Source organism: Micropruina glycogenica (assembly GCF_900289045.1).
GTDB classification, from domain to species: domain Bacteria; phylum Actinomycetota; class Actinomycetes; order Propionibacteriales; family Propionibacteriaceae; genus Micropruina; species Micropruina glycogenica.
In genome coordinates this window covers 2,749,219-2,769,616 of the sequence record NZ_LT985188.1, presented here as the reverse complement: position 1 = coordinate 2,769,616, position 20,398 = coordinate 2,749,219, and the positions used below count along the sequence as shown (strand labels likewise).

The 20,398-nt window shown below is 69.3% G+C and carries 23 protein-coding genes; 14 read left to right on the top strand and 9 right to left on the bottom strand.

Annotated features, from left to right (window positions below):
- Positions 1-32 precede the first annotated feature (32 nt).
- Both MPLG2_RS12980 and MPLG2_RS12975 read left to right on the top strand, forming a co-directional pair.
- Positions 33-1,502: a DNA-3-methyladenine glycosylase 2 family protein gene (locus tag MPLG2_RS12980; protein ID WP_105186496.1), complete on the top strand. Its 1,470-nt coding sequence runs from the start codon at positions 33-35 to the stop codon at positions 1,500-1,502.
- On the top strand, positions 1,499-1,972 hold the full coding sequence (locus MPLG2_RS12975) for a methylated-DNA--[protein]-cysteine S-methyltransferase (RefSeq protein ID WP_105186495.1): 474 nt from the start codon (positions 1,499-1,501) through the stop codon (positions 1,970-1,972). Before MPLG2_RS12980 ends, MPLG2_RS12975 begins: the two co-directional genes overlap by 4 nt.
- Positions 1,973-2,216: 244 nt before the next feature.
- Here the strand turns inward: MPLG2_RS12975 and MPLG2_RS12970 are convergent, their stop codons facing one another.
- Both MPLG2_RS12970 and MPLG2_RS12965 read right to left on the bottom strand, forming a co-directional pair.
- Positions 2,217-2,663 (bottom strand): phage holin family protein, encoded by a 447-nt coding sequence (locus tag MPLG2_RS12970; RefSeq protein ID WP_105186494.1) that lies wholly within the window; start codon positions 2,661-2,663, stop codon positions 2,217-2,219.
- A gap of 145 nt (positions 2,664-2,808) precedes the next feature.
- The gene (locus MPLG2_RS12965; RefSeq protein ID WP_105186493.1) at positions 2,809-3,681 is read right to left on the bottom strand and encodes an SDR family NAD(P)-dependent oxidoreductase; all 873 of its coding nucleotides are present in this window, start codon (positions 3,679-3,681) and stop codon (positions 2,809-2,811) included.
- A 105-nt stretch (positions 3,682-3,786) separates the two neighbouring features.
- On the opposite strand from MPLG2_RS12965, the gene MPLG2_RS12960 reads away from it, so the two are divergent.
- Positions 3,787-4,149: a hypothetical protein gene (locus tag MPLG2_RS12960; RefSeq protein ID WP_105187663.1), complete on the top strand. Its 363-nt coding sequence runs from the start codon at positions 3,787-3,789 to the stop codon at positions 4,147-4,149.
- A 184-nt stretch (positions 4,150-4,333) separates the two neighbouring features.
- Here the strand turns inward: MPLG2_RS12960 and MPLG2_RS12955 are convergent, their stop codons facing one another.
- Positions 4,334-4,663 (bottom strand): putative quinol monooxygenase, encoded by a 330-nt coding sequence (locus MPLG2_RS12955; protein ID WP_105186492.1) that lies wholly within the window; start codon positions 4,661-4,663, stop codon positions 4,334-4,336.
- A 91-nt stretch (positions 4,664-4,754) separates the two neighbouring features.
- Here MPLG2_RS12955 and MPLG2_RS12950 point away from each other — a divergent pair, with 91 nt between their 5' ends.
- The 9 genes from MPLG2_RS12950 (at position 4,755) to MPLG2_RS12915 (ending at position 12,443) form a co-directional block, all read left to right on the top strand.
- Positions 4,755-5,012: a hypothetical protein gene (locus MPLG2_RS12950; protein WP_105186491.1), complete on the top strand. Its 258-nt coding sequence runs from the start codon at positions 4,755-4,757 to the stop codon at positions 5,010-5,012.
- On the top strand, positions 5,009-5,155 hold the full coding sequence (locus MPLG2_RS18545; protein ID WP_158681188.1) for a hypothetical protein: 147 nt from the start codon (positions 5,009-5,011) through the stop codon (positions 5,153-5,155). Before MPLG2_RS12950 ends, MPLG2_RS18545 begins: the two co-directional genes overlap by 4 nt.
- A gap of 13 nt (positions 5,156-5,168) precedes the next feature.
- Positions 5,169-6,251: a methyltransferase domain-containing protein gene (locus tag MPLG2_RS19055; RefSeq protein ID WP_158681186.1), complete on the top strand. Its 1,083-nt coding sequence runs from the start codon at positions 5,169-5,171 to the stop codon at positions 6,249-6,251.
- Positions 6,252-6,669: 418 nt separating this feature from the next.
- Positions 6,670-7,866 (top strand): cytochrome P450, encoded by a 1,197-nt coding sequence (locus MPLG2_RS12935; protein ID WP_105186490.1) that lies wholly within the window; start codon positions 6,670-6,672, stop codon positions 7,864-7,866.
- Positions 7,867-8,267: 401 nt separating this feature from the next.
- On the top strand, positions 8,268-8,792 hold the full coding sequence (locus MPLG2_RS12930) for a hypothetical protein (protein ID WP_158681185.1): 525 nt from the start codon (positions 8,268-8,270) through the stop codon (positions 8,790-8,792).
- A 463-nt stretch (positions 8,793-9,255) separates the two neighbouring features.
- On the top strand, positions 9,256-10,683 hold the full coding sequence (phoA, locus tag MPLG2_RS12925) for an alkaline phosphatase (RefSeq protein WP_105186488.1): 1,428 nt from the start codon (positions 9,256-9,258) through the stop codon (positions 10,681-10,683).
- 109 nt (positions 10,684-10,792) lie between these two features.
- Positions 10,793-11,254 (top strand): hypothetical protein, encoded by a 462-nt coding sequence (locus MPLG2_RS12920; protein WP_197709939.1) that lies wholly within the window; start codon positions 10,793-10,795, stop codon positions 11,252-11,254.
- A gap of 8 nt (positions 11,255-11,262) precedes the next feature.
- Positions 11,263-11,454, top strand: coding sequence for a hypothetical protein (locus MPLG2_RS19050; RefSeq protein WP_331826011.1), 192 nt, complete (start codon positions 11,263-11,265; stop codon positions 11,452-11,454).
- Positions 11,455-11,591: 137 nt separating this feature from the next.
- Positions 11,592-12,443 carry an endonuclease domain-containing protein gene (locus MPLG2_RS12915; protein ID WP_105186487.1) on the top strand — a complete coding sequence of 284 codons (852 nt, stop codon included), beginning with the start codon at positions 11,592-11,594 and terminating at the stop codon, positions 12,441-12,443.
- Positions 12,444-12,527: 84 nt separating this feature from the next.
- Here the strand turns inward: MPLG2_RS12915 and MPLG2_RS12910 are convergent, their stop codons facing one another.
- The 3 genes from MPLG2_RS12910 to MPLG2_RS12900 form a co-directional block, all read right to left on the bottom strand.
- Positions 12,528-13,919, bottom strand: coding sequence for a tryptophan-rich sensory protein (locus tag MPLG2_RS12910; RefSeq protein ID WP_105186486.1), 1,392 nt, complete (start codon positions 13,917-13,919; stop codon positions 12,528-12,530).
- A 1-nt stretch (position 13,920) separates the two neighbouring features.
- Positions 13,921-14,640, bottom strand: coding sequence for a CPBP family intramembrane glutamic endopeptidase (locus MPLG2_RS12905; protein ID WP_105186485.1), 720 nt, complete (start codon positions 14,638-14,640; stop codon positions 13,921-13,923).
- 152 nt (positions 14,641-14,792) lie between these two features.
- The gene (locus tag MPLG2_RS12900) at positions 14,793-15,443 is read right to left on the bottom strand and encodes a hypothetical protein (RefSeq protein ID WP_105186484.1); all 651 of its coding nucleotides are present in this window, start codon (positions 15,441-15,443) and stop codon (positions 14,793-14,795) included.
- 235 nt (positions 15,444-15,678) lie between these two features.
- On the opposite strand from MPLG2_RS12900, the gene MPLG2_RS12895 reads away from it, so the two are divergent.
- On the top strand, positions 15,679-16,635 hold the full coding sequence (locus tag MPLG2_RS12895; protein ID WP_105186483.1) for an aldo/keto reductase: 957 nt from the start codon (positions 15,679-15,681) through the stop codon (positions 16,633-16,635).
- Positions 16,632-17,282 (top strand): transcriptional regulator, encoded by a 651-nt coding sequence (locus MPLG2_RS12890; protein WP_231935654.1) that lies wholly within the window; start codon positions 16,632-16,634, stop codon positions 17,280-17,282. Before MPLG2_RS12895 ends, MPLG2_RS12890 begins: the two co-directional genes overlap by 4 nt.
- A 419-nt stretch (positions 17,283-17,701) precedes the next feature.
- Here MPLG2_RS12890 and MPLG2_RS12885 read toward each other — a convergent pair whose 3' ends face one another.
- The 3 genes from MPLG2_RS12885 to MPLG2_RS12875 all read right to left on the bottom strand — a co-directional run bounded on the left by MPLG2_RS12885 (position 17,702) and on the right by MPLG2_RS12875 (position 20,330).
- On the bottom strand, positions 17,702-18,355 hold the full coding sequence (locus MPLG2_RS12885) for a SemiSWEET family sugar transporter (RefSeq protein WP_158681183.1): 654 nt from the start codon (positions 18,353-18,355) through the stop codon (positions 17,702-17,704).
- Between the two features lie 243 nt (positions 18,356-18,598).
- Positions 18,599-19,228: a PQ-loop repeat-containing protein gene (locus MPLG2_RS12880; protein ID WP_158681181.1), complete on the bottom strand. Its 630-nt coding sequence runs from the start codon at positions 19,226-19,228 to the stop codon at positions 18,599-18,601.
- 70 nt (positions 19,229-19,298) lie between these two features.
- The gene (locus MPLG2_RS12875; protein WP_105187660.1) at positions 19,299-20,330 is read right to left on the bottom strand and encodes a LacI family DNA-binding transcriptional regulator; all 1,032 of its coding nucleotides are present in this window, start codon (positions 20,328-20,330) and stop codon (positions 19,299-19,301) included.
- Positions 20,331-20,398 lie beyond the last annotated feature (68 nt).

Sequence of the window (20,398 nt, the reverse complement as noted above, 5' to 3'; positions counted from 1 at the left end):
GTTCTGCCTGTTCCGGCGACCATGATGGACGCATGCTTCCGAACCGCGAGGTGTGCCTGCGAGCCGTCGCCAGCCGTGACGCCCGCTTCGACGGCGAGTTCTTCACCGCCGTGCGCACCACCCGCATCTACTGCCGGCCGAGCTGCCCGGCGCTCACGCCGCGGCCCGAGAACACCAGCTTCTACGCGACGGCCGCGGCCGCCCAGGACGCCGGTTACCGCGCCTGCCGGCGCTGCCGCCCCGACACCGTGCCCGGCTCGGCCGCCTGGGACGTACGCGCCGACACCGCCGCCCGCGCCGTCCGGCTGATCGGTGACGGGTTGGTCGATCGTGAAGGCGTCACCGGGGTGGCGGAACGGCTCGGCTATTCGGTGCGCCAGTTGCAGCGGGTGCTCGCCGACGAACTCGGCGCCTCACCCTTGGCACTGGCCCGCGCCCAGCGCGCGCACACCGCCCGGGTGCTGCTCGAAACCACCACCATGCGGCTGGGTGAGGTGGCCTTCGCCGCCGGGTTCGGCTCGGTGCGGTCGTTCAACGACGCGGTGCGCTCCACCTACGGGCTCACCCCCGGCGAGTTGCGCGCCCGCCTGCGCCGGGCCCCCACGCTCACCCGCGGTGGCCTCGCCGCGCTGCAGTTGCGGCTGCCGCTGCGGCGTCCGTTCGACCCCAGCAACCTGTTCGGACACCTGGCTGCAACGGCCGTGCCGGGCGTCGAAGAGTGGCGCGACGGCGCCTACCGGCGCACCCTCGTCCTACCGCACGGCCCCGGCGTCGTGGGCCTGGCCCCCCGTGCCGACCACGTCGCCGCCACCCTGTGGCTCACCGACCCGCGTGACCTCACCCCCGCCATCGGCCGTTGTCGCCGGCTGCTTGACCTCGACGCCGATCCGGTTGCCGTCACCGAGGCGCTGGGTGCCGACCCCTCGCTGGCGCCCCTGGTAGCGGCAGCCCCCGGACGGCGCGTGCCCCGCACCACCGACGGCGCCGAGTTCGCGATCAGGGCGGTGCTGGGCCAGCAGGTGTCCACCGCTGCCGCCCGCACCCAGACCGGACGCCTGGTGCAACGGTTCGGCGAGCCCGTCGCTGACCCCGACGGGGGACTGACCCACCTGTTTCCGGCCCCGTCCGCCCTCGCCGCGCTGCAACCCGACGACCTTCCCGGCCCGCGCCGCCGCGCTGGCACCCTCATCGCGCTGGCGCGTGCGCTGGCCGGCCGCGAGCTCGACCTCGGCCCGGGCGCCGACCGCACCGAGGCGCGACGCACGCTGGCCGCGCTGCCCGGCATCGGGCCGTGGACCGTCGAACTGGTCGCCATGCGCTCCCTCGGCGACCCGGACGCCCTGCCGTTCACCGACCTGGGCGTGATGCGAGCGGCCGAACAACTCGGCATCACCGACCTCGCCACAACGGCCCAGCACTGGCGCCCCTGGCGCAGCTACGCCACCCAATACCTGTGGGCCACGCTGCCCCACCCGATCAACCAATTACCGGAGGCAACATGACCAGCACCACGATCACCACCCCGATCGGCCCGATCACCGTCTGCGTCGACGACGACGGCGCGGTCACCTCGGTGCTGTTCGGCGAGCCCGACGTGCCCATGCCCACCTCCGATGCCTCGGACGCCGCCGCCCGGCAACTCAGCGAGTACTTCGCCGGTGATCGCACCGACTTCGACCTCGACCTCGCCCCCAGCGGCACCGACTTTCAGCGCAAGGTGTGGACGGCCCTCAGCCAGATTCCCTACGGCACCACCGAAAGTTACGGCCAACTTGCGCTGCGCATCGGGCAGCCGACCGCCTCGCGCGCCGTCGGGCTGGCCAATGGACGCAACCCCATCGCGATCGTGGTGCCGTGCCATCGGGTGATCGGGTCGTCCGGCACCCTCACCGGCTACGCGGGCGGCCTGGAGCGCAAACGCTGGCTGCTCGAGCACGAGCGGGTCTGGCAAGACGTTCTGCCCGCACGCTAGAGAGCCGCCGGTCGAGCCTGTCGAAACCCCAAGTGCCGTTGGTCAAGCCTGTCGAAACCCCGAGGTCCGTTGCTGGGTTGTCGAAAGTCCGAAACCCCTGCCTCAACGGGTCTGGACACGCTCGACCAACGAAGGGGTTTCGACAAGCTCGACCAACGAAAGGGTCTGGACAAGCTCGACCGACGAAAGGGTCTGGACAAGCTCGACCGACGAAAGAGCTCTCGACGAGCTCAACCGGCCACGATCAGGACTGAGCGGGCGGCGGCGGGTTGCGACGAGCCGCAGCCGCGTCCAGCTTCTTGTTCTCTTGGCGCTTGTCCCACCAGCGGGTCAGAATCAGCCAGCCGAGCAGCCAACCGCCGAGGGCCGACACCAGCCAGACCACCAAGGCGGTGAGCACCCAGGCCCACACTCCGTCGATTCTGAAGCCGCCGGCGGTGAGCATGCTGGCGATCCACAGCGCGAGCAGGGTCGAAACGATGCCGATGCCGCCGAGCACGGCCGAGGCGTACTTTCGCGCCATGTTGAACACGAAGGGCGAAAGAACAGCCTGAAGAGCGGCGAACACCAGCACCGCGACCAAGAATCCTGACCATTGCACGCTGACACCTGCAATGGTGCTTGCCGCGATGAGAATGCCGGTTGCCGCAAGAACCAGATTGATGCCGAAGTCGATCATTGCGCGAATCATGCTTCATTGTCCCGCCGGGCCACGGGTGCCGCAGCAATCGCGCCGCCCGCTCAGCGCTTTATCAGCTTTCTGTGAATGAGAACTCGACAGTCAACGGCAGCGCGACACGATGGCTCGCCGCGGTCGCCCCGGTCCCCGGGGCCTGTCAGTCGAGTGAACTCGGCCGCGGGTCGAGGTCGGTGATGTCGATCTGCATCGCGCCCGCGCCCTTGCCCTGCAGCCGCGCCACCTGATTGCGCGCTGCCTGGGCGAGCAGCCGCAGCGGGGCGGTGCCGCGGTACTCCAGCCGGTCGCTGCCGATCAGGTCGAGCACCGGCCGGGCGGCCTCGTCGGCATCGAGGCCGAGCACGCCGATCACCGACCCGAACCGGTTCAGCCCAGAGCCGTAGCCGCGGACGGCGTCGATGCGGCCGAGCATGTCGGTGCGCACCAGGCCGGGGTTGAAGGCATGCACCCGAACCCCTGAGTCTTTGATCTCGCCCGCCAGCGCACCGGTGAAGGCTCGCACCCATGTCTTGGCCGACCCGTACGCGGCCTGGTTCTTCACCGGGCCGTCGTCGCCGCGGCCGAGCAGGTTGATCAGATCGCCGCCGCCCGCCTTGGTCATCGCGTCGAGAGCCGCCAGCGACCCGTAGTAGGTGCCTCGGATGACGGTGTCGGTGGTGGCCAGAAAGTCGTCTTCGGGCGCGGCCAGAATGGGGCCGAACGCGCCCGCCCGGCCGGCGTTGCTGACCCAGATGTCGAGCCGTCCGGTGTCGGACAGCGCGGCGTCACGCAAGGCCATCACGTCGTCGCGGCTGGTCACGTCGCAGGCCATGGCCTGCACCATCAGGCCTTCGTCTCGAAGCTGCTGCGCCGCCTGCTCGACCCGCTGCTGCGAACGCGAGCCGATCCACACCCGGCAGCCACGCTCGCCGAGCAACCGGGTGATCGCCAAGCCCACCCCGCTGCCGCCGCCGGTGACCACCGCCACCTGGCCCGATAGGTCGATCGGGCCATTGGACTTGCGGTTCGCCATGTGTGCTCCTGAGGTTCGTGGCCTGGCCGAATGCACCGGTTTGTGCCACCGTGAGCCAATGATGCCAACTGCCGCAGCGCCGTGCAGGCCCTCAGGGGCACGCTGATGGGCGCAGAGAATCCGCAGGAGTATCTGGCCTCGGTGCCCGAGGCCGGGCAGGCCTGGCTCACGGAGTTCTGGGCCTACGTCGAGCAGCGCTGCCCGGTGTCGTTGACCATGTTTCGATCGGTGCCGATGTTCAAGTTCGCCGACAGCTACCTCAAGGGCTACCTGATGTTCACCGCCACCAAGACCCACTTCGTGGCACACGCCATCGACTTCGACCTGGTCGCAGAGACCCGCGAAGCCATCAAGGGCACTGCCGGCGGCAAGGGCTCGGTAAGCGTGAAGTACGCCAACACCGACGCCAAACCCCGGCTACAACAGTTCGTGGACGACGTGCTGCGCCGCCACGGTTACCTCGACTGAGCAACCGCTGGTCGAGCGTGTCGAGATTCGCCGTGTTGGGAAGCGCTGATCAACGCACGCGTCGTTGGTTGAGCGTGCCGAGACCCCTAACCCCAACCGGTCTCGACGAGCTGGACCAGCGCGTCCCTGGGGGTTCGACAAGCTCAACCGCAACCGGTCTCGACGAGCGACCAGCGAAGCGAGCTCAGGCTTCGGGCATCTGCAGCTCGCCGAGCTCGCTCCAGTCGTCCTGCGGAATCTCGTAGCTGATGATCTTGGGCCGGCTCGCGGCGTACTCGCCGTGGGTGGCCATGGCCTTCTTGAAGTGTTCCGAGTTCACGTGCTCGCCGCCGGCCGCCCCGTCCCGAAACGCCTCGACCAGCACGTACTCGTTGGGGTTGTCGACGCTGCGTGACCAGTCGAACCAGAGGCAGCCCGGCTCGGCGCGGGTCGCTTCGGTGAACTCACGGGTCAGTTCCATGTAGTCGTCGGCGTACTCGGGCTTCACGTCCCACTTCACTGTGATGGTGATCATGCGCCACAGTCTGCCCGGTTCGGGCGCGGCAGCCAGCCCCCATTCTCACCGAGCGACAAAGCTCGTACTTAGGGTCGCTTGGCTGCACCGCATGACCACCCCCGGCCACGACTCCAGCGCCGCGCCCGACAAGCACGACCGTACGCAACCGATCGAGCGGGTGGTGTTCTTCCCCGACGCCGTGGCGATCGCCATGACCCTGCTGATACTGCCGCTGATGGAGAGCGTGAGCGAGGCGCCCGAGCAGGGCGACACGGCGGTCTGGCTGAACGCCCACTCGAAGCCAGGTGCTCAGCTTCGCGATGAGTTTTCTGCCGACGCGCATGGGCAAGCCGTCACCCCACCATGACCATTCTGTTCGGGCTGGCCGGCCTGATCGCAGTCGCCTGCCCGCAAGTCAACCTCTTCGCGATGTTCCTGCTGTTTCTCACCGACCCGCTGCGCCGACTGATTTCGCGGCGATTGAAGCCGCTGCCGTCCATCGCGTCCTGAGTAGCCTGAGCCCATGCTCACGGCCCTGCACGCAATGATCTATTCCGACGATCCGGCGGCCACGCGCCGGTTTCTGATGGACGTGCTGCGCTGGCCGTTCGTCTCCGAGGGGGCACGCGGCGATGCCGGCGTCGGCGGTGCAGGCACCGGCGGTACCGACCCCGCCGAGTGGCTGATCTTTCGCTCGGGGCCGAGCGAACTCGGCGTGCACCCGACCCGCGAAGGCGACTGGAGCGCACCCCGGCACCACTCGCTCACTCTGACCTGCGACGACCTGGACGCCACCATGGCCGAACTGGCCGGCCGAGGGGCGCAGTTCTCGGGCGAGCCGCGTGAGCTTGGCTTCGGCCGGGCGGTGATGATGGCCGTGCCCGGAGCAGACGACCTGATGCTGTACCAGCCGGCCCACGCAACGGCCCACGACCTGCCGTCCGACGAGCCGGCACACGATCACGGCCACACACACCACGACCACTCCCACGGCGAGCGTCGCATGCCGGTGACCGACGACGAGTGGCACCAGCACTACGCGGCCGAGGCGATCTGGAGCGGCAACCCCAACGGCGCCCTGGTGGCCGAGGTGTCGTCGCTCGAACCGGGCCGTGCGGTCGATGTCGGGTGCGGTGAGGGTGCCGATGCGGTGTGGCTGGCGTCGCAGGGCTGGCAGGTGACGGCCTTCGACGTCGCCGACAGCGCCCTCGACCGCGGCCGGGCGGCGGCTGAAGCGGGGGCCGTCCAGGTCGACTGGGTGCGGGCGGGTCTGCTGTCGTCGGAGCTGCCCGAGGGGGCGTTCGACCTGGTCAGCGTGTGTTACCCGGCCCTGCTGCGCACCCCGGAGGGGCTCGCCGAACGGGCCCTGCTCGCCCTGGTGGCGCCTGGTGGACGACTGCTGGTGCTGGCGCACGCCGACGTCGACCGCGAGCAGGCGCTCGAGCGCGGTTTCGACCCCGACGACTACCTCGACCTCGACACGATCCGGGCGGCCGTTCCGACCGACTGGGTGATCGAAACCGACGACCGCCGCGACCGGCACGTCACCGGCGGGGCGGGTGCCGGCCATCACACCGACCTGGTGCTGCGCGTGCGCCGGCCCTGACAGGTGGATCCGTGCCCGCGTGAGCGCACCCCCGCGCAGCGAGCGGCAAGGTGCGGGCATCTCGGGAAGCGCTGGTTTTCGTTGGTCGGGCTTGTCGACACCCGTTGCGGCCAGGGTTTCGACAAGCTCAACCAACGACCCGCGTTGATCAGCGGTGGCTTAGGGCATCGCAGTGTCAATGGGGGATCGAGTAGGTCGAAGGCAGGTCATCGACCACGTTTTGGTTGAAAAGATGCGGGCCTCGCATGCGCGCCGAGAGAACCGCGACGTTGTGGTTGAAATAAATACCCATGGGGGGTATCTATTTCAACCACAGAGTGGCGGGCCGCCTCGCTGAGGCAACCGAAGGTGTCAGATCGGTCGTCATAACCACCACAACTCGGCGGACCTCGCCAACCGGTCCCACTAGCCTGGCGACATGCAAGCCGCGGGCACCCCTGGACGGCGTCGCGCCGTGCGTCCCGAAGAGACCGACAGCCCCCGCATCGAGCGCGAGGGCATCGTCTGGCGGGTGCGGTCGGCCTCGGCCGCGCGGCAGGTGCTGCGCGAGCGACGCACCACCACCCAGGCCGGGTTCACCGCCGAGTGGATCCCGAAGGGCTACCTCAAGCACCACCCGATTCTGATGTCGGACGGCCCCCAGCACGACGGGCAGCGCACCAAGGTGGGCCGGTTCTTCGCGCCGCGGGTGGTCGAAGAGCGGTACCTGGGGTTGATGGAATCGTGCGCCGAGCGGTTACTCCCCAGCGGTGCCGGCGAGGTGCAGCTCGACGACCTGGCCTTGCTGTACACCGTCGAGGTCACCGCCGAGGCGGTCGGGCTCACCGAGTCACCGGTGCCCGCGATGGCCGGCCGGCTGGTGTCGTTCTTCAACCAGCCGCCGTTCGACCTGACCAAACCCCGGTTGGGACGCACCCCCCAGCAGTGGGCACTCGCGGCCAAGAACGGGCTGTGGCCGATCATGCGGTTCTGGTGGGCCGACGTGCGTCCGGCCGTCCGGGCTCGGCGTCGCGAGCGCCGAACCGACGTGATCAGCCACCTGATCGACGAGGGCTACACCGACGCCGACATTCTCGTCGAATGCGTCACCTACGGCACCGCGGGCATGGTCACCACAAGGGAGTTCATCGCCATGGCGGCCTGGCACCTGCTGGGCAACGACCCCCTGCGCGAGCGGTACCTGATCGCCGGGCAACGCGAACGGCTGGCGATTCTCAACGAGATCATCCGGCTCGAACCGGTCGTCGGCCACCTGTACCGGCGGGTGCAGCAGCCGGTCACCTTCACCGACCAGGGCGAGAGTTTCACCGCCGACCCCGGTGACCTGATCGACCTGTGCATCAGGCCCGCGAATGCCGACGTCGATGTGGTCGGCGACGATCCGCTGCAACTGTGCCCGGGCCGTCCGTTGCCTTCGGGGGTCAACGAGGCGGTGCTGAGCTTCGGCGACGGTGCGCACAAGTGCCCCGGCCAGCCCCTGGCGATGCTCGAATCGGACGTGTTGCTGCACCGGCTGTTGGCCCGCGAGGTGACCATCGTGAGCGAACCCACCATCGAATGGGACGACCTGATCGCCGGCTACGCGCTGCGCGGTTTCCACCTACGGCTGGACTGACGACCGCCCGTCGAGCTCGTCGAGACCCATTGGGCCAGGGTTTCGACAAGCCCCCACCCGTCATCCCGGCGAACGCCGGGATCTCTGCGCGGGACTGCTGGGCAGGCCGGTTGTGTTGGTTGCGTGATGAGATTCCGGCGTGCGCCGGAATGACGAGAGGGTTTGTCATCCCGGCGCCCCCACCCGTCATCCAGGCGAACTCCGGGATCTCTGGGTGGGGCCGCGGGTCACGCCGGTTCTGTTGGTTTCGTGGTGAGGTTCCGGCGTGCGCCGGAATGACGAGGGTGATGAGCCGTGCATTGACGACCGATGGCGTCCGCCGGAAAGACGACGGGTCGACTCCACACCTTGTCGGCCTCACCGAGGCCAACGGCGTCGTGCGGTGACCGACAATGGCCGACATGAGCGCGCTCTATGACTACTTCTCGGCGGCCTCGGACGAAGCGGCCGCGGGCGTGATCGACCGCGCCGGGGGCCCGGGCGGGCCGGCGGTAGCCCCCGCGCCGGTGAAGCGTGGATGGTTCGGTCGCACGTCGAGCCCACCGCCCGTCCAAGACATGGGGCCGGCCTTCGACACCGTTTCGGGCGGCGGCATCGACCCCGTCGTCATGATGGGCACCCTGGAGGAACTGCTGACCGGTCGCCCCTACGACGAGGTCACCAACGACCCGCGCAGCGGCCACATCGTGGCAATCCGAGACGAGGGGCAGCTGCTCGTCGTGGCGCTCACCGACGCACTCTCGCGAGCCCTTGCCGCCGCATCACCGCAGCGCCTTGCCGACGTCGCCGTGCCGTGGGCGGCGACCGAAGAGTTCTGGGGGCAGGCCGACCCGCACGACCTCGCAATGGTGCTCAACGAACTGTCCGGCCTGGCCGGGCGGGCCCAGGCCAAAGGTGAACGGCTCTACTGCTGGGTGTGCGTCTAGGCTCACCCCTACGTCCGTCGACGGTTTGCGCCGCCCACGCTCGCACCTCGCGTCGTTCGCCCCGGTCGATGCACCCGGCCGCCCGTCAACCAACCCGAGACGCACGACCCCTCGTCGTGAAATGACGGCGGATCTGGCGCCCGTCCACGCTCGGTAGGCGTAGCTGTCGCCAAGTCGGTCGTCATCTCGCGAGCCATCTGGTCGCGTCGGTGCTGGGAGTCCGGCTTGCCCAACGCGCACCGGACGAGTCGGGGCCTCGACGATCTCGACCAGCGACCAAGACAACGGCCTGAGCAAGCTTGCCGCGCGCACCCCAAATCAGGACCATTTCGTCCCTCGGCGCACCCCAGAATCGCCGCCTTCCCCATGCCGCGCGATCGTCACCTGCGCGTCACCTGAACCGCATGAAGGCGTTGCTCTGGGCTGTTGAACTCCGCATGAGCGTCTCTCAGAAAGGACCCCCATGCTGAACCCCAAGACTCGCCGCCTGCTGCGCAGCGGCCTCGCAGCGCTGGCGATCACCGCGGCCACCGGCACCATCGTTGCCGTGGCCGCCCCTGCCCTCGATCTCGCCGGGCTGCACGCTGCCAACCGCCTTGACGGCGACCAGACCAAAGAAGTTCGCCAGTCGGTGATCGGCGGCAAGGCCCGCAACGTCATTCTGCTCATCGGCGACGGCATGGGTGATTCCGAGATCACCATCGCCCGCAACTACGCCAAGGGCGCCGCCGGACGGTTCGCCGGCATCGACGCCCTGCCGCTGACCGGGCAGTACACCACCTACTCGCTGAACAAGACCACCGGCAAGCCCGACTACGACCCCGACTCGGCGGCCACCGGCACCGCCTGGGCGACCGGCTTCAAGACCTACGACGGGGCCATCTCGGTCGATGTGCAGGGCACCGCGCAGCAGTCTCTGCTCGAGATGGCCAAGGCCAAGGGCCTGCGCACCGGCAACGTGACCACCGCCGAACTGCAGGACGCCACCCCCGCCGTGCTGGTCTCTCACGTGTTGGCGCGGTCGTGCTACGGACCGTCCGCCACCCTCAAGACCTGCCCCGAGGCGGCGCTCGAGAACGGCGGCCTGGGCTCGATCACCGAGCAGCTGATCAACACCCGCCCCGACGTCAGCCTGGGCGGCGGCGCCACCACCTTCAACGAGGTGGCCACCGCCGGCGCCTACCAGGGCAAGACGCTCAAGCAGCAGGCCTACGAGCGCGGCTACCAGATCGTCAGCGACAAGGCCGGTCTCGACAAGGTCAAGAAGGCCAATCAAGACAAGCCGCTGCTCGGCCTGTTCGCCGCCGGCAACATGGCGGTGCGCTGGGTCGGCCCCGAGGCCACCGCCGACGGCGGCAAGAAAGACCCGGCACGTTGTACCGAGAACCCCGACCGCCTGGCCACGCAGCCGACGCTTGCCGACATGACGTCCAAGGCCATCGACCTGCTCGACGCCAAGCGCAACGGGCCCGGCTTTTTCTTGCAGGTCGAGGGCGCGAGCATCGACAAGCAGGATCATGCGGCCAACGCCTGCGGCCAGATCGGTGAGACCGTCGATCTCGACGAGGCGGTCAAGGTGGCGCTGGACTTCGCCGCCAAAGACGGCAACACCTCGGTGTTCGTCACCGCCGACCACGCGCACACCAGCCAGATCGTCGACGCCGGCTCGGTGACCCCGGGCATCACCGTCAACCTGCTCACCGCCGACGATGCCCCGATGACGATCAACTACGCCACCGCCCTCAAGGGATCGTCGATGCAGCACACCGGCTCGCAGCTGCGCATCGCGGGCTACGGGCCGGGGGCGGCGAACATCGTCGGCCTCACCGATCAGACCGACCTGAACACCACGATCCGGCGCATTCTGGGGCTGGATCGTAAGCGCGGCTGAGCCAGCCTGATCGACGTTGCCTGCGTTCGGCAACGTTGCCTGCGGACGAACGCAGGCAACGAACCCGAGCGCAGGCGATGTCGTGCCCTGGCCCGGCTACTGTCGCGTCATGCCCACGGTTCCGCTGCTGCTGCACCTGCCCGGTGAGGGCCGGTGGCAGGCCCGCAACAGCCCGGCGCGCCGGGTGCCCAGCCACGGCAGCCATCTGTTCGGCACCACCTACGCGATCGACCTGGTGCCCGTGGATGACCGCGGTCGCAGCGGCCCGGTGAGCTGGCGAACCGTGGTCGCCACCGAAGACCCGGTGCGCTTCGTCGGTTTCGGGCGCACCGTGACAGCCCCCTTGGCCGGCCGGGTGGTGCTCACCCACGACGGCGAATCCGACGGCGTGGTGCGCCGCTCGCCGGTGGCGTTCCTCGGCCACCTGCGCGAGCAGACCGAACGAGCGCGGCGGGGTTTGCCGGGGCTGGCCGGTAACTGCGTGGTTATCGAGGTAGAGCCCGAGGGGCCCTCGTGCTGGTCGCCCATCTGCGCTGCGGGTCGGTTGCCGTGCGACCCGATGACGTGGTGATGCCAGGCGTGCCGATCGGTGAGTGTGGCAACTCGGGCAACAGCACCCAACCGCACGTGCACCTGCAGGTCACCGACTCCCTCGACTGGCAGACCACCCGGGGCATGCCGCTGGCCTTTCACGCCTACCGTAGCCGCCGCGGCGACGTCATCGGGCAGGGCCTGCCCGATGAGGGTGAGGTGGTCGAGGCGATCGACTGACAGCTGTGACGAAAGCTGCGCGCCAGTAGCGGGAGTTACGGCGTGTCGGCACCTCTGAGCCGCACTGGCGCTCAGTTTTCGTCAACTTCTGCATCGACCCGCTCACAAAACGGGGTCGAAAAAGTGCATTCAAGGGCATGGAACGTCTTGCAGAACTTCTTGCCCACGAGAACGGCGTGCTGCCTCGCCGAGATCACCACAACATTCGTCACCTGCTCGACAGCGCCCGCCGCAAGGGCCTGCTCGCGGCGCCGCTGCCCGGCATCTACACCGCACCCGATCCCGACTGGCACACCCGCATGCGGGCCGCGGCCGCCTTTCGCCCGGGCTGCGTGATCACGGGCGCTGCGGCCGCGCTGGCACTGTGGTGGCCCGAGGTGCCGATCACTTTCGTGTCGGCGACTGTGCCGTACGAGGTTCATGGCACATACGCCAGGTACCAATGGCAGCGCAGACGCGTGCCGGCCGACCTGATCGACGACAGTCATGGGCTACGTCTCGCCTGCCCAGCGGTGTCGGTGCTCGACCTGCTGCCAACTCTGGGGGCTACGGTGATCGACGAGGCCCTTCGTCGGCGCGCGGTGACGCTGGCCGCGCTTTGGGCGGCACTGAGGGCAGAGCCGCGTCGGCCCGGCAACCGGTTGAGAGGTGCCCTGCTCACCGACTCGCGCGACGAGCCCTGGTCAGAAGCCGAGCGAGTGGCGCATCGGCTGCTGCGCCAGGCCGGCCTGGTCGGCTGGCGCACCAATCACCGCATCGTCATCGATGGCGTTGGCTACTTCGCCGACATCGCGTTCACGGCCGAGCGCGTGATCATCGAGATCGACGGGTTCACCCATCACGGAACACGCCGAGCCTTCGCCGACGACCGCTGGCGCTACTCGCGCTTCGCCGCTCACGGCTGGCGGGTACTGCCGTTCGCCGCGTCGAGCCTCGACGACGATCCCGAAGCCTTCGTCGCGCTGGTGAGGCGAGCAGTGGGCCAGTAGCGATTGACGAAAGGTGCGCGCCAGTGACCCGGACTGGGCGCGACACGCCGCCCGTTGCTTCACTGGCGCTCACCTTTCGTCTGCTCAGCGCTTGCGGTTGCGGCGTGCCACGGCGCCACTGAGTACCGTGGCGAAACCGCACCACGCGGTGTACACGCCCAGGGCTGCCGCCTTGCCCCACCCCGTCTTCGCCGCACGGCGGGTCAGGTCGGCGCTGCTGAGCGCCAACACCCCCGCCACCACGGTTGAGGGAACCAGCGCGTGCGCGCGAAAGAACACCCCGCTCCATGCCGTGTTCAGCGCCAGGTTGGCGGCCAGGGCCCGTTCGAAGGCATCGGCCACTTCGTCGTCGCCCCGCTCGCGCGAATCAGCGATGGTGGCCGCCGACGACACGGCGATCAGACCGTAGAGCAGTGACCACACCGGGCCGAACACGGCCCCTGGCGGTTGAAACGGCGGCTTGCTGAGGGTGCGGTACCAGCGGCTGTTCGGGTCGGTGAACAACCCGCCGACGACGGCGGTCGCAGCCACCGCAGCTGACGTCATGCTCAGGGTGCGGCCCCACAGCTTGGCGTCGATGTCGCCGAGGGCGGCCTTGATGGCGTCGTCGAAAACCGCCGCCCCGCCCTGCGGCTCGCCCAATACAGCCTCGGCGTCGAACTCGTGCCGCACCGCGTCGTGCATCAGGCTGCCCACCAACGGCCGGGCGATGCCCGCTTTGATCGGCGTGACGAACCCCACCCAGTGGCTGGCCAGGCCGGGGGTGAGCACCGGAACGGTCGCGATGAACCGTGGCCGCAGGCCCGCCAACTCGGCGTAACGCTGCAGCATCGATCGGTAGGTGAGCACGTCGGGTCCGCCGATGTCGAAGGTGCGGTTCACCTCGTCGGGCAGCTCGGCGGCCCGCAACAGATAGTGCACCGCGTCGTCGACGGCGATCGGCTGAATGCGGCGATCGAGCCACTTGGGCGCCACCATGGCCGGCAACCGCTCGGTCAGGTGCCGCAGCATGTCGAACGAGGCCGACCCGGCGCCCAGCACCACACCCGCCTGCAGCACGGCGGTCGGCACGCCCGACGCCAGCAGAATCTCGCCCACCTCGACCCGCGACCCCAGGTGTGCCGACAGCTCGCCCTCGGGGTGCAGGCCCGACAGGTAGACGATGCGGCGCACCCCGGCCTGCTCGGCGAGGCGGGCGAACCGCCTGGCCAACTCGCGGTCGCGGGCCACGAAGTCACCCCCGCCGTCCATCGAGTGCAGCAGGTAGTACAGCACGTCGACGCCGTCGAGGGCGGCCCGCACGTCGTCGTCAGAGGAGGCGTCGCCCTGCGCCACCTGCACGCGGTCGCGCCACTCGTCGGACAGCTTGCCGGGGCTGCGCGACAACGCCCGCACGGTGTAGCCGCCGTCGAGCAGGCGAGGCACCAGGTGCGACCCTATGTAGCCGGTGGCTCCGGTGACCAGGACGAGGGACATGTCAGCTCCAGAGGTCGAGGGCCCACGGCAGGGCGAACAGCATGCCGAGTGACCAGGTGAGATGGGTGACGATGGGGCCGAGCACACCGCCGGTGACCCGGCGCTGCAGCCCGGTGAGCAGCCCGAGCGCGGTGGCTGCCAGCACCAGCAGCGGCACCCCCGTGGCTACCGTGGCCAGCGCGTACAGGGCCGCCGAGCCGACCACCCGCCAGCGTCGCGTGATGGCTGCGAACAGGGCCCCGCGAAAGAACAGCTCCTCGGCCACTCCGTTGACCGCGGTGATGGCCGCCACGATGGGCAGCGACCCGAACCGGGCGTGCGCCAACAGGGCGTCGACGGGCCCGCGCAGCCAGTCGATGCGGCCCACCACGACGGCGCCGGCCAGAAACACCGCCAGCAGCATGCCGCCCAGAATCAGCGCCTGCAGCACCGACGAGCTCTGCCCGCCGGCCCGCGTGCGGGCCCGGCCAAGATGCAGGGGGCCGGACGCCACCGCCCCCAGCACCCACAACGCCGCGACGCCCAGCGTGGCCGGGTAGAACCACGGGTCACCGGGCCTGATGGCCAGGGCCAGGCCGAGTGCGGCCCCACCGAGCACCAGCGTGAGGGCCACCACGAGGCGTCGCCGGCGCAAAACCCGTGGGTCTTCGGCCGCGCGCTCGTGGGCGGGGTCGAGCAGGCTCGCTCGAAAGAACGACCCCAACTCGGTGAACAGCGGCACGCACGCCAGCCTACTTACCCCTGGTCGGCGATCACCCCACCCGGTCGGGCGCCTACCCGCTGGTCGACCGGACGAGACCCACGGCGGTCAGGGTTTTCGACACGCTCAATGGGTTCGACCAGCTCAACCAAGACGGCGCAAACGATGACGAACTACTGCTTCTTCCAGCGCTGCACCTGCTCACCCGCCGCCACCACGTCGGCCGTGGTGAGCAGCCGCAGCCGCTCGTCGGTGATCACCGAGCGCAGCAGCTCGACGGTCGTGCCTGTGGTCAGCGAGCGGGGGTCGGTCTTGAGCACCGGCCCGGCCACCAGGCCGTACACCACCTCGCCCGGCCGGTTGACCCACACCGAGAACAGCCCGGGGTCTTCTTCGGGCTCCTGGAGTTCCCAGGCCAGAAACACCCGGTCGCCGTTCGCGCCGGGCAGTTCCACGCAGTGCTCGCGGCTGCCGCAGGTCATCGGATCGTCCCTCGACCACAGGCTCACCCGCACCAGGTCGCCGTCGGTTCCCTCGGACGGTCGGTACCGCAACTCGGCGCCCACGAAACCCGTGGGCGAATCGTCGTACACCCACGCGGGCCTGGCCGAGGAGTAGCCGGCGGGCAGGTGATCGAGCATCAGGGCCGCGATCGCACGTGACGTGATGGGCGTGGACGCGCTGGGCGTCGGGCTGTTCGACGGGTCGGACGCGCTGGGCGTCACGCCGGGCACGGCGGTGGCGCAGCCGCACAGGACAACCAGGCCGGCCAGGCCCGCCAGCAGCACGGTGCGCACGCGGTGCGCGGTGACGAACCCGATCATCGGTGATCCTTCGACGGGGGTGGCAGCCTCAGTTTAGTGTGACTCGGAACAGTCGAGAGCCCTCAGCCCGGCTCGCCCGCCTGGTGAGCCTCACGCCGCGGCTCGGCCCGGACGACACTGGTTGGGCTCACCCTTCGCTCCTTACGCTGAGTGGCGAACAGGCTGTGGTGGGAGACGCACCACTAGTGGCAAGGCCGAGTCGTGAGGCGAAACGGGCAGGCGGTAGGTTCGAGGCATGCGCTACAACCCTCTCGGAGACAGCGGCCTGATGGTGTCGGTGGTGGGCGTCGGCTGCAACGCCTTCGGCGCCCGCATCGACGAAGACCAGACCAAAGCCGTGGTGGACGCCGCGATCGAGCAGGGCATCACGCTGTTCGACACCGCCGACTCTTATGGCGACGGCGCCAGCGAAGAACTACTCGGACGAGCCCTGGGCACGCGACGCGAGAGCGTGCTGGTGGCCACCAAGTTCGGCATGGGCGATCACGACGCCGAGCACTTCGGGGCGCACGGCTCGAGGCGGTACGTGCGCCGCGCCGTCGAGGCCAGCCTGCGCCGGCTGGGCACCGACTACATCGACCTGTACCAGTTGCACCGGCCCGACCCGATCACGCCCATCGACGAGACCCTCGACGCGATGAGCGACCTGGTCACCGAGGGCAAGGTGCGCTACCTCGGGTCGTCGAACCTCAGCGCGTGGCAGGTGGCCGACGCCGACTGGGTGGCCCGAACTGCGGGCTACCACCGGTTCGTCTCGGCGCAGAACGAGTACTCGCTGTACAACCGGGCCGCCGAGGACGAGCTGGTGCCTGCCTGTGAGCGGTTCGGCATCGGCCTGCTGCCCTACTTTCCGCTGGCCTACGGACTGCTCACCGGCAAGTACCGCCGCGGCGAGGCGGCGCCGGCGGGGTCGCGGCTCGAAGCCCAGGCGAAGCGGCTCGAGAATGCCGACTGGGGCCGCATCGAGGCGTTGCAGGCCTTCGCCGACGCCCGCGCCATCTCGTTGCTCACCCTGGCCGTCGGCGGTCTGGCTGCGCAGCCGGCGGTCGGCAGCGTGATCTGCGGCGTCACCCGGCCCGAGCAGGTGGTGGCCAACGTCGAGGCGGGGTTGTGGCAGCCGTCCGAGCACGATGTGGCCGACCTGGCCGAGCTGCGGCACTCGTCCGCCTTCTCGTACACGACGTTCGCGTGAGCGGGGGTGCGTCCGACCCGGCGCTGTTGAGCCTGCACGGCGTGCGGGTGCTGGGCGCCCCGTCGACGGCGCAGGTGGCCGACCGGTTCGGGTTACGGGCTGCAGTTGTTGCCGAGCACCTGCTGGACGCGCAGGCTTACGGCTGGGTTCGCCGGCACGAGTTCTTCGGTGAGACGTGGTCGATGACCGAGCGCGGCCGGGCCGAGAACGAGCGGCAACTGGCCGCCGAACTCGACGCGGTCGGCGGGCGGGCCGCCGTGGCCGAGGCGCACCGGCTGTTCCTGAGCCTCAACGGCCCCCATGGGGTGGCCTGCACCAACTGGCAGGTGCGGCCCACGCGCTGGGACCGGCTGGCCGCCAACGATCACACCGACGCAGACTGGGACGTCGCGGTGCTGCTCGAACTCGAACGGCTCGACAACGCGTTGCAGCAGGTGGACGCCCTGCTGAGCGGCGCGCTGCCCCGCATGAAGGGGTACGGACGGCTGCATCGCGAGGCCCTGCACCGGGTGCGGCTCGGCGGACACGAATGGCTGGACGGCCCCGACCGCGCCTCGTGCCAGCTGGTCTGGATTCAACTGCACGAAGACCTGCTGGCCACGCTGGGCATTGCCCGCGGTACCGACGAGCAGCCGGTCTCGCGCTGATTCGAGCTTGGCAGGTGCGAGGCTTCGCGAGATTACGTCCGATGTGAGGGGGCTGGCGCCTCGGCGAGCGGTGGTGCCCCTCACATCGGACGTAATCCGACGAGTCGCACGGCGGGTTGCGACGGAACGCACCGCGGCCGGGATGACGGGCTGAGTCGTCACTCGGGCGTATGCCGGAATCTCTGTCGTGAGGCCGCTGTCGAGTGCGGTTGGGAGATCCCCGCGTGCGCCGGGATTGCGGGCTGAGTGGTGATTCCGGCGTTTGCCGGAATCTTTGTCGTGAAACCTCTGTCGGGTGCGGTCCGAAGATCCCGGCCCTCGCCGGGATGACGGGCAGTCGGATCGGGTGCCGTTGGGAGATCCCGGCCGTCGCCGGGATGACGGGAGTCGGAGGGCGCGTGATCGAGAGGTCTCGACGCTCAACTGCGCGCGAGCGCAGGCTCGGTGCACGGCAGTACGGGCTCGTCGGACGCCCGCACGAACAGCGCCCGCAGGCCCAACCGGCGCAGAATGAACCAGATCAGGTTGAACGCCGTGATCGTCAGGGTGATCGAGCAGGCCACGATGGTGCCTGGGTCGTGCACCAGCAGCGCCCAGGTCAGCCAGAGGCACTGGTTCACCCACGCGAGCGCCAGAAAGACCGGGGCGACGCCGTCCACCCGCCGGGCGCGGACGAGTTCGACGCTCTGACCGCTGCTGCTCATCAGGCCGGGAATGGTCGCGACCAGGCCGAAGGCGAGCGAGCCGAGCGTGAAGTCGACCGCGATGATTACCGCCGCCGCGACCAGGGACGGCGCCACCACCGCGAACAGCGAACGTCGGGTTGCTCGGGCCAGCAGCACCAGCAACGGCAACGTGCTGGCCAGCGCCACCGAGTTGGTGACGATCTGCGGGCCCTGCCCGATGCGCACGCCGTGGGTGAACCAGATCACGTTGAGCACCAGCACCGCCTGCCAGGCGAGCAGCGACAGGCCTGCGACGTTGCGGGTGCGCAGCAGGCGAAACAGTTGCGGAAAGCCCAGCAGAGCCCCCACGGCGGTGGCCGACCAGCCGATGATCTCGACCCACGACACGGCGAACAGACTCCTTGCGATTGAGATTTCAAACACACCGTCGACGGCGGTGAAGGACGACTTCAACAGGCGAAGAACCGTCGATGATCATTGTGGCAGAGTTCTGCTCGTCACCCGCGCCGGGGTCAGTGTTTGAAACCTGAAACAACTTCGGCCGGCCAAGGATGGTCGTCCGCCAGTGTCATGCTGTCGCTGTCGGCGACGAACCACCACTCGTTGCCAGTTGTTTCATCGGGACGGGGCTCAGTCCAGCCGCGCGATGGAGGTCTCGGTGGGGCTGAAGAACGCCCTCAACCCCAGCCGGCGAGCCCCGTACCAAACCAGGTTCGCGCCGGTGAGCAGGCTCATCGTGACAGCGGTGATCACCGAGCCGGGATCACCGATCAAGAAGGCCCAGGTGGTCCAGAGTGCCTGGTTGACGAAGGCGAGCACCATGAACAGCGCCGACAGGCCGCGCACGTGTGGCGCCCTGACCAGCTCGATCGTCTGCCCGACCGTCGAGCCGATACCGGGCACGATGGCCGCCAGGCCGAAGGCGGCGGACCCCAGAAAGTGATCGATCGCGATGATCACCGCCGCCGCCACGAGACTGGGCAGCACCACCTGCCAGAGCCGGCGGCCGACCGCGCGCGACAGCAGCACCAGAATCGGCACCGTGGCGCACGCCCCGATCGAGTTCACCACCAACTGCGGCGGCTGGTCGATGCGCACCCCGTGGGCGAACCAGACCACGTTCATGACCAGGATCCACTGCCACGCGACCAGCGACAGGCCCTCGACGTTGCGGGTGCGCACCAGCCGCCACAGTTGCGGAAAACCGACCACCGCGCCGACGAAGGTGGCCAGCCAGCCCACGAGTTGAGCAGTCGTCACGTCATCGCTCCAGAGAACAGCAACCGGCTCCACGTCGGCGTCGGAGGTTCGGGCACCATTGTTGCGTCGCTCACCGGCCCGGTGGGGCCGTCGTCTCGCGCACGATCAACTCGGTCGGTATCAGCACCGGCCCCGAGCGCGGCAGCTTCTCGGCACCGAGTTGCGCCAGCACGAGCCGCACGAGCTCGCGTCCGATCTGGTGAAAGTCCTGCCGAACGGTGGTCAGCGGTGGCGACGAGTACCCACTCAGGGCGATGTCGTCGAAGCCGACCACCGACACGTCCTGCGGCACCCGTATGCGGTGCTCGTGCAGCGCGCGAATCAACCCGAACGCCATCTCGTCGTTGGCGCAGTACACGGCGGTGATGCTGTCGTCGCCCACCAGCTGCTGCCCGGCCGCGTACCCCGAGCGGGCGCTCCAGTCGCCCCGAACGACCTGCGGTGGACGAATGCCCGCGCGCCGAAGCCGCTGCTCCCAGGTGCTGGCGCGCACCAGTGCCGGCTCTGAGTCGGCCGGCCCGGCGATGTGGTGGATGGTGTGGTGCCCCAGGCCCAGCAGGTGCTCGACGGCCAACTCGCTGCCCTGTATCTGGTCGGCCACCACCGAGGGGTAGTGACCGAGCAGCCGCGAGTCCGACACCGCGACGGCCAGGCCGGCGGGCAGCACGAGCGAGTCGGGCGTGGCCTGTTGGGAGGGAATGATCACCAGGCCGTCGATGGATTGCTGCGACAGCGTGTGGGCGGCGTCCTTCCAGCTATCGGGTTCGGGGGTGTGCACGTCCAAGAGGGTGACCGACAGTCCGTGTTCGGCCGCAGCCTCGACGACCGCCTCGGTGGTCAGCGCCTCGCCGGTGCGTCCGAACCGGTGCGCGAGCAGCCCGATGGTGCCGAACCTGCCGTTGCGCAGCGCCCGTGCGGCGCGGTTGGGCGAGTAGCCCAGTTGGTGCATCGCCGCCAGCACCCGGTCGCGGGTGTCGTCGCGCACCGGGTCGGCACCGGTCGACACCCGTGAGACGGTCTGGGCCGACACGCCGGCCAGCCGCGCGACGTCGGCGATGGACGGGCCGCGCGTGGGTCGTCCTCGACCGGCACCACTGGGCATGGCGTGACTGTAGCGCATCGCATCCGTGTTTGGTGACGTAAACATCCGTTACCTGTTCTAAACCGAAG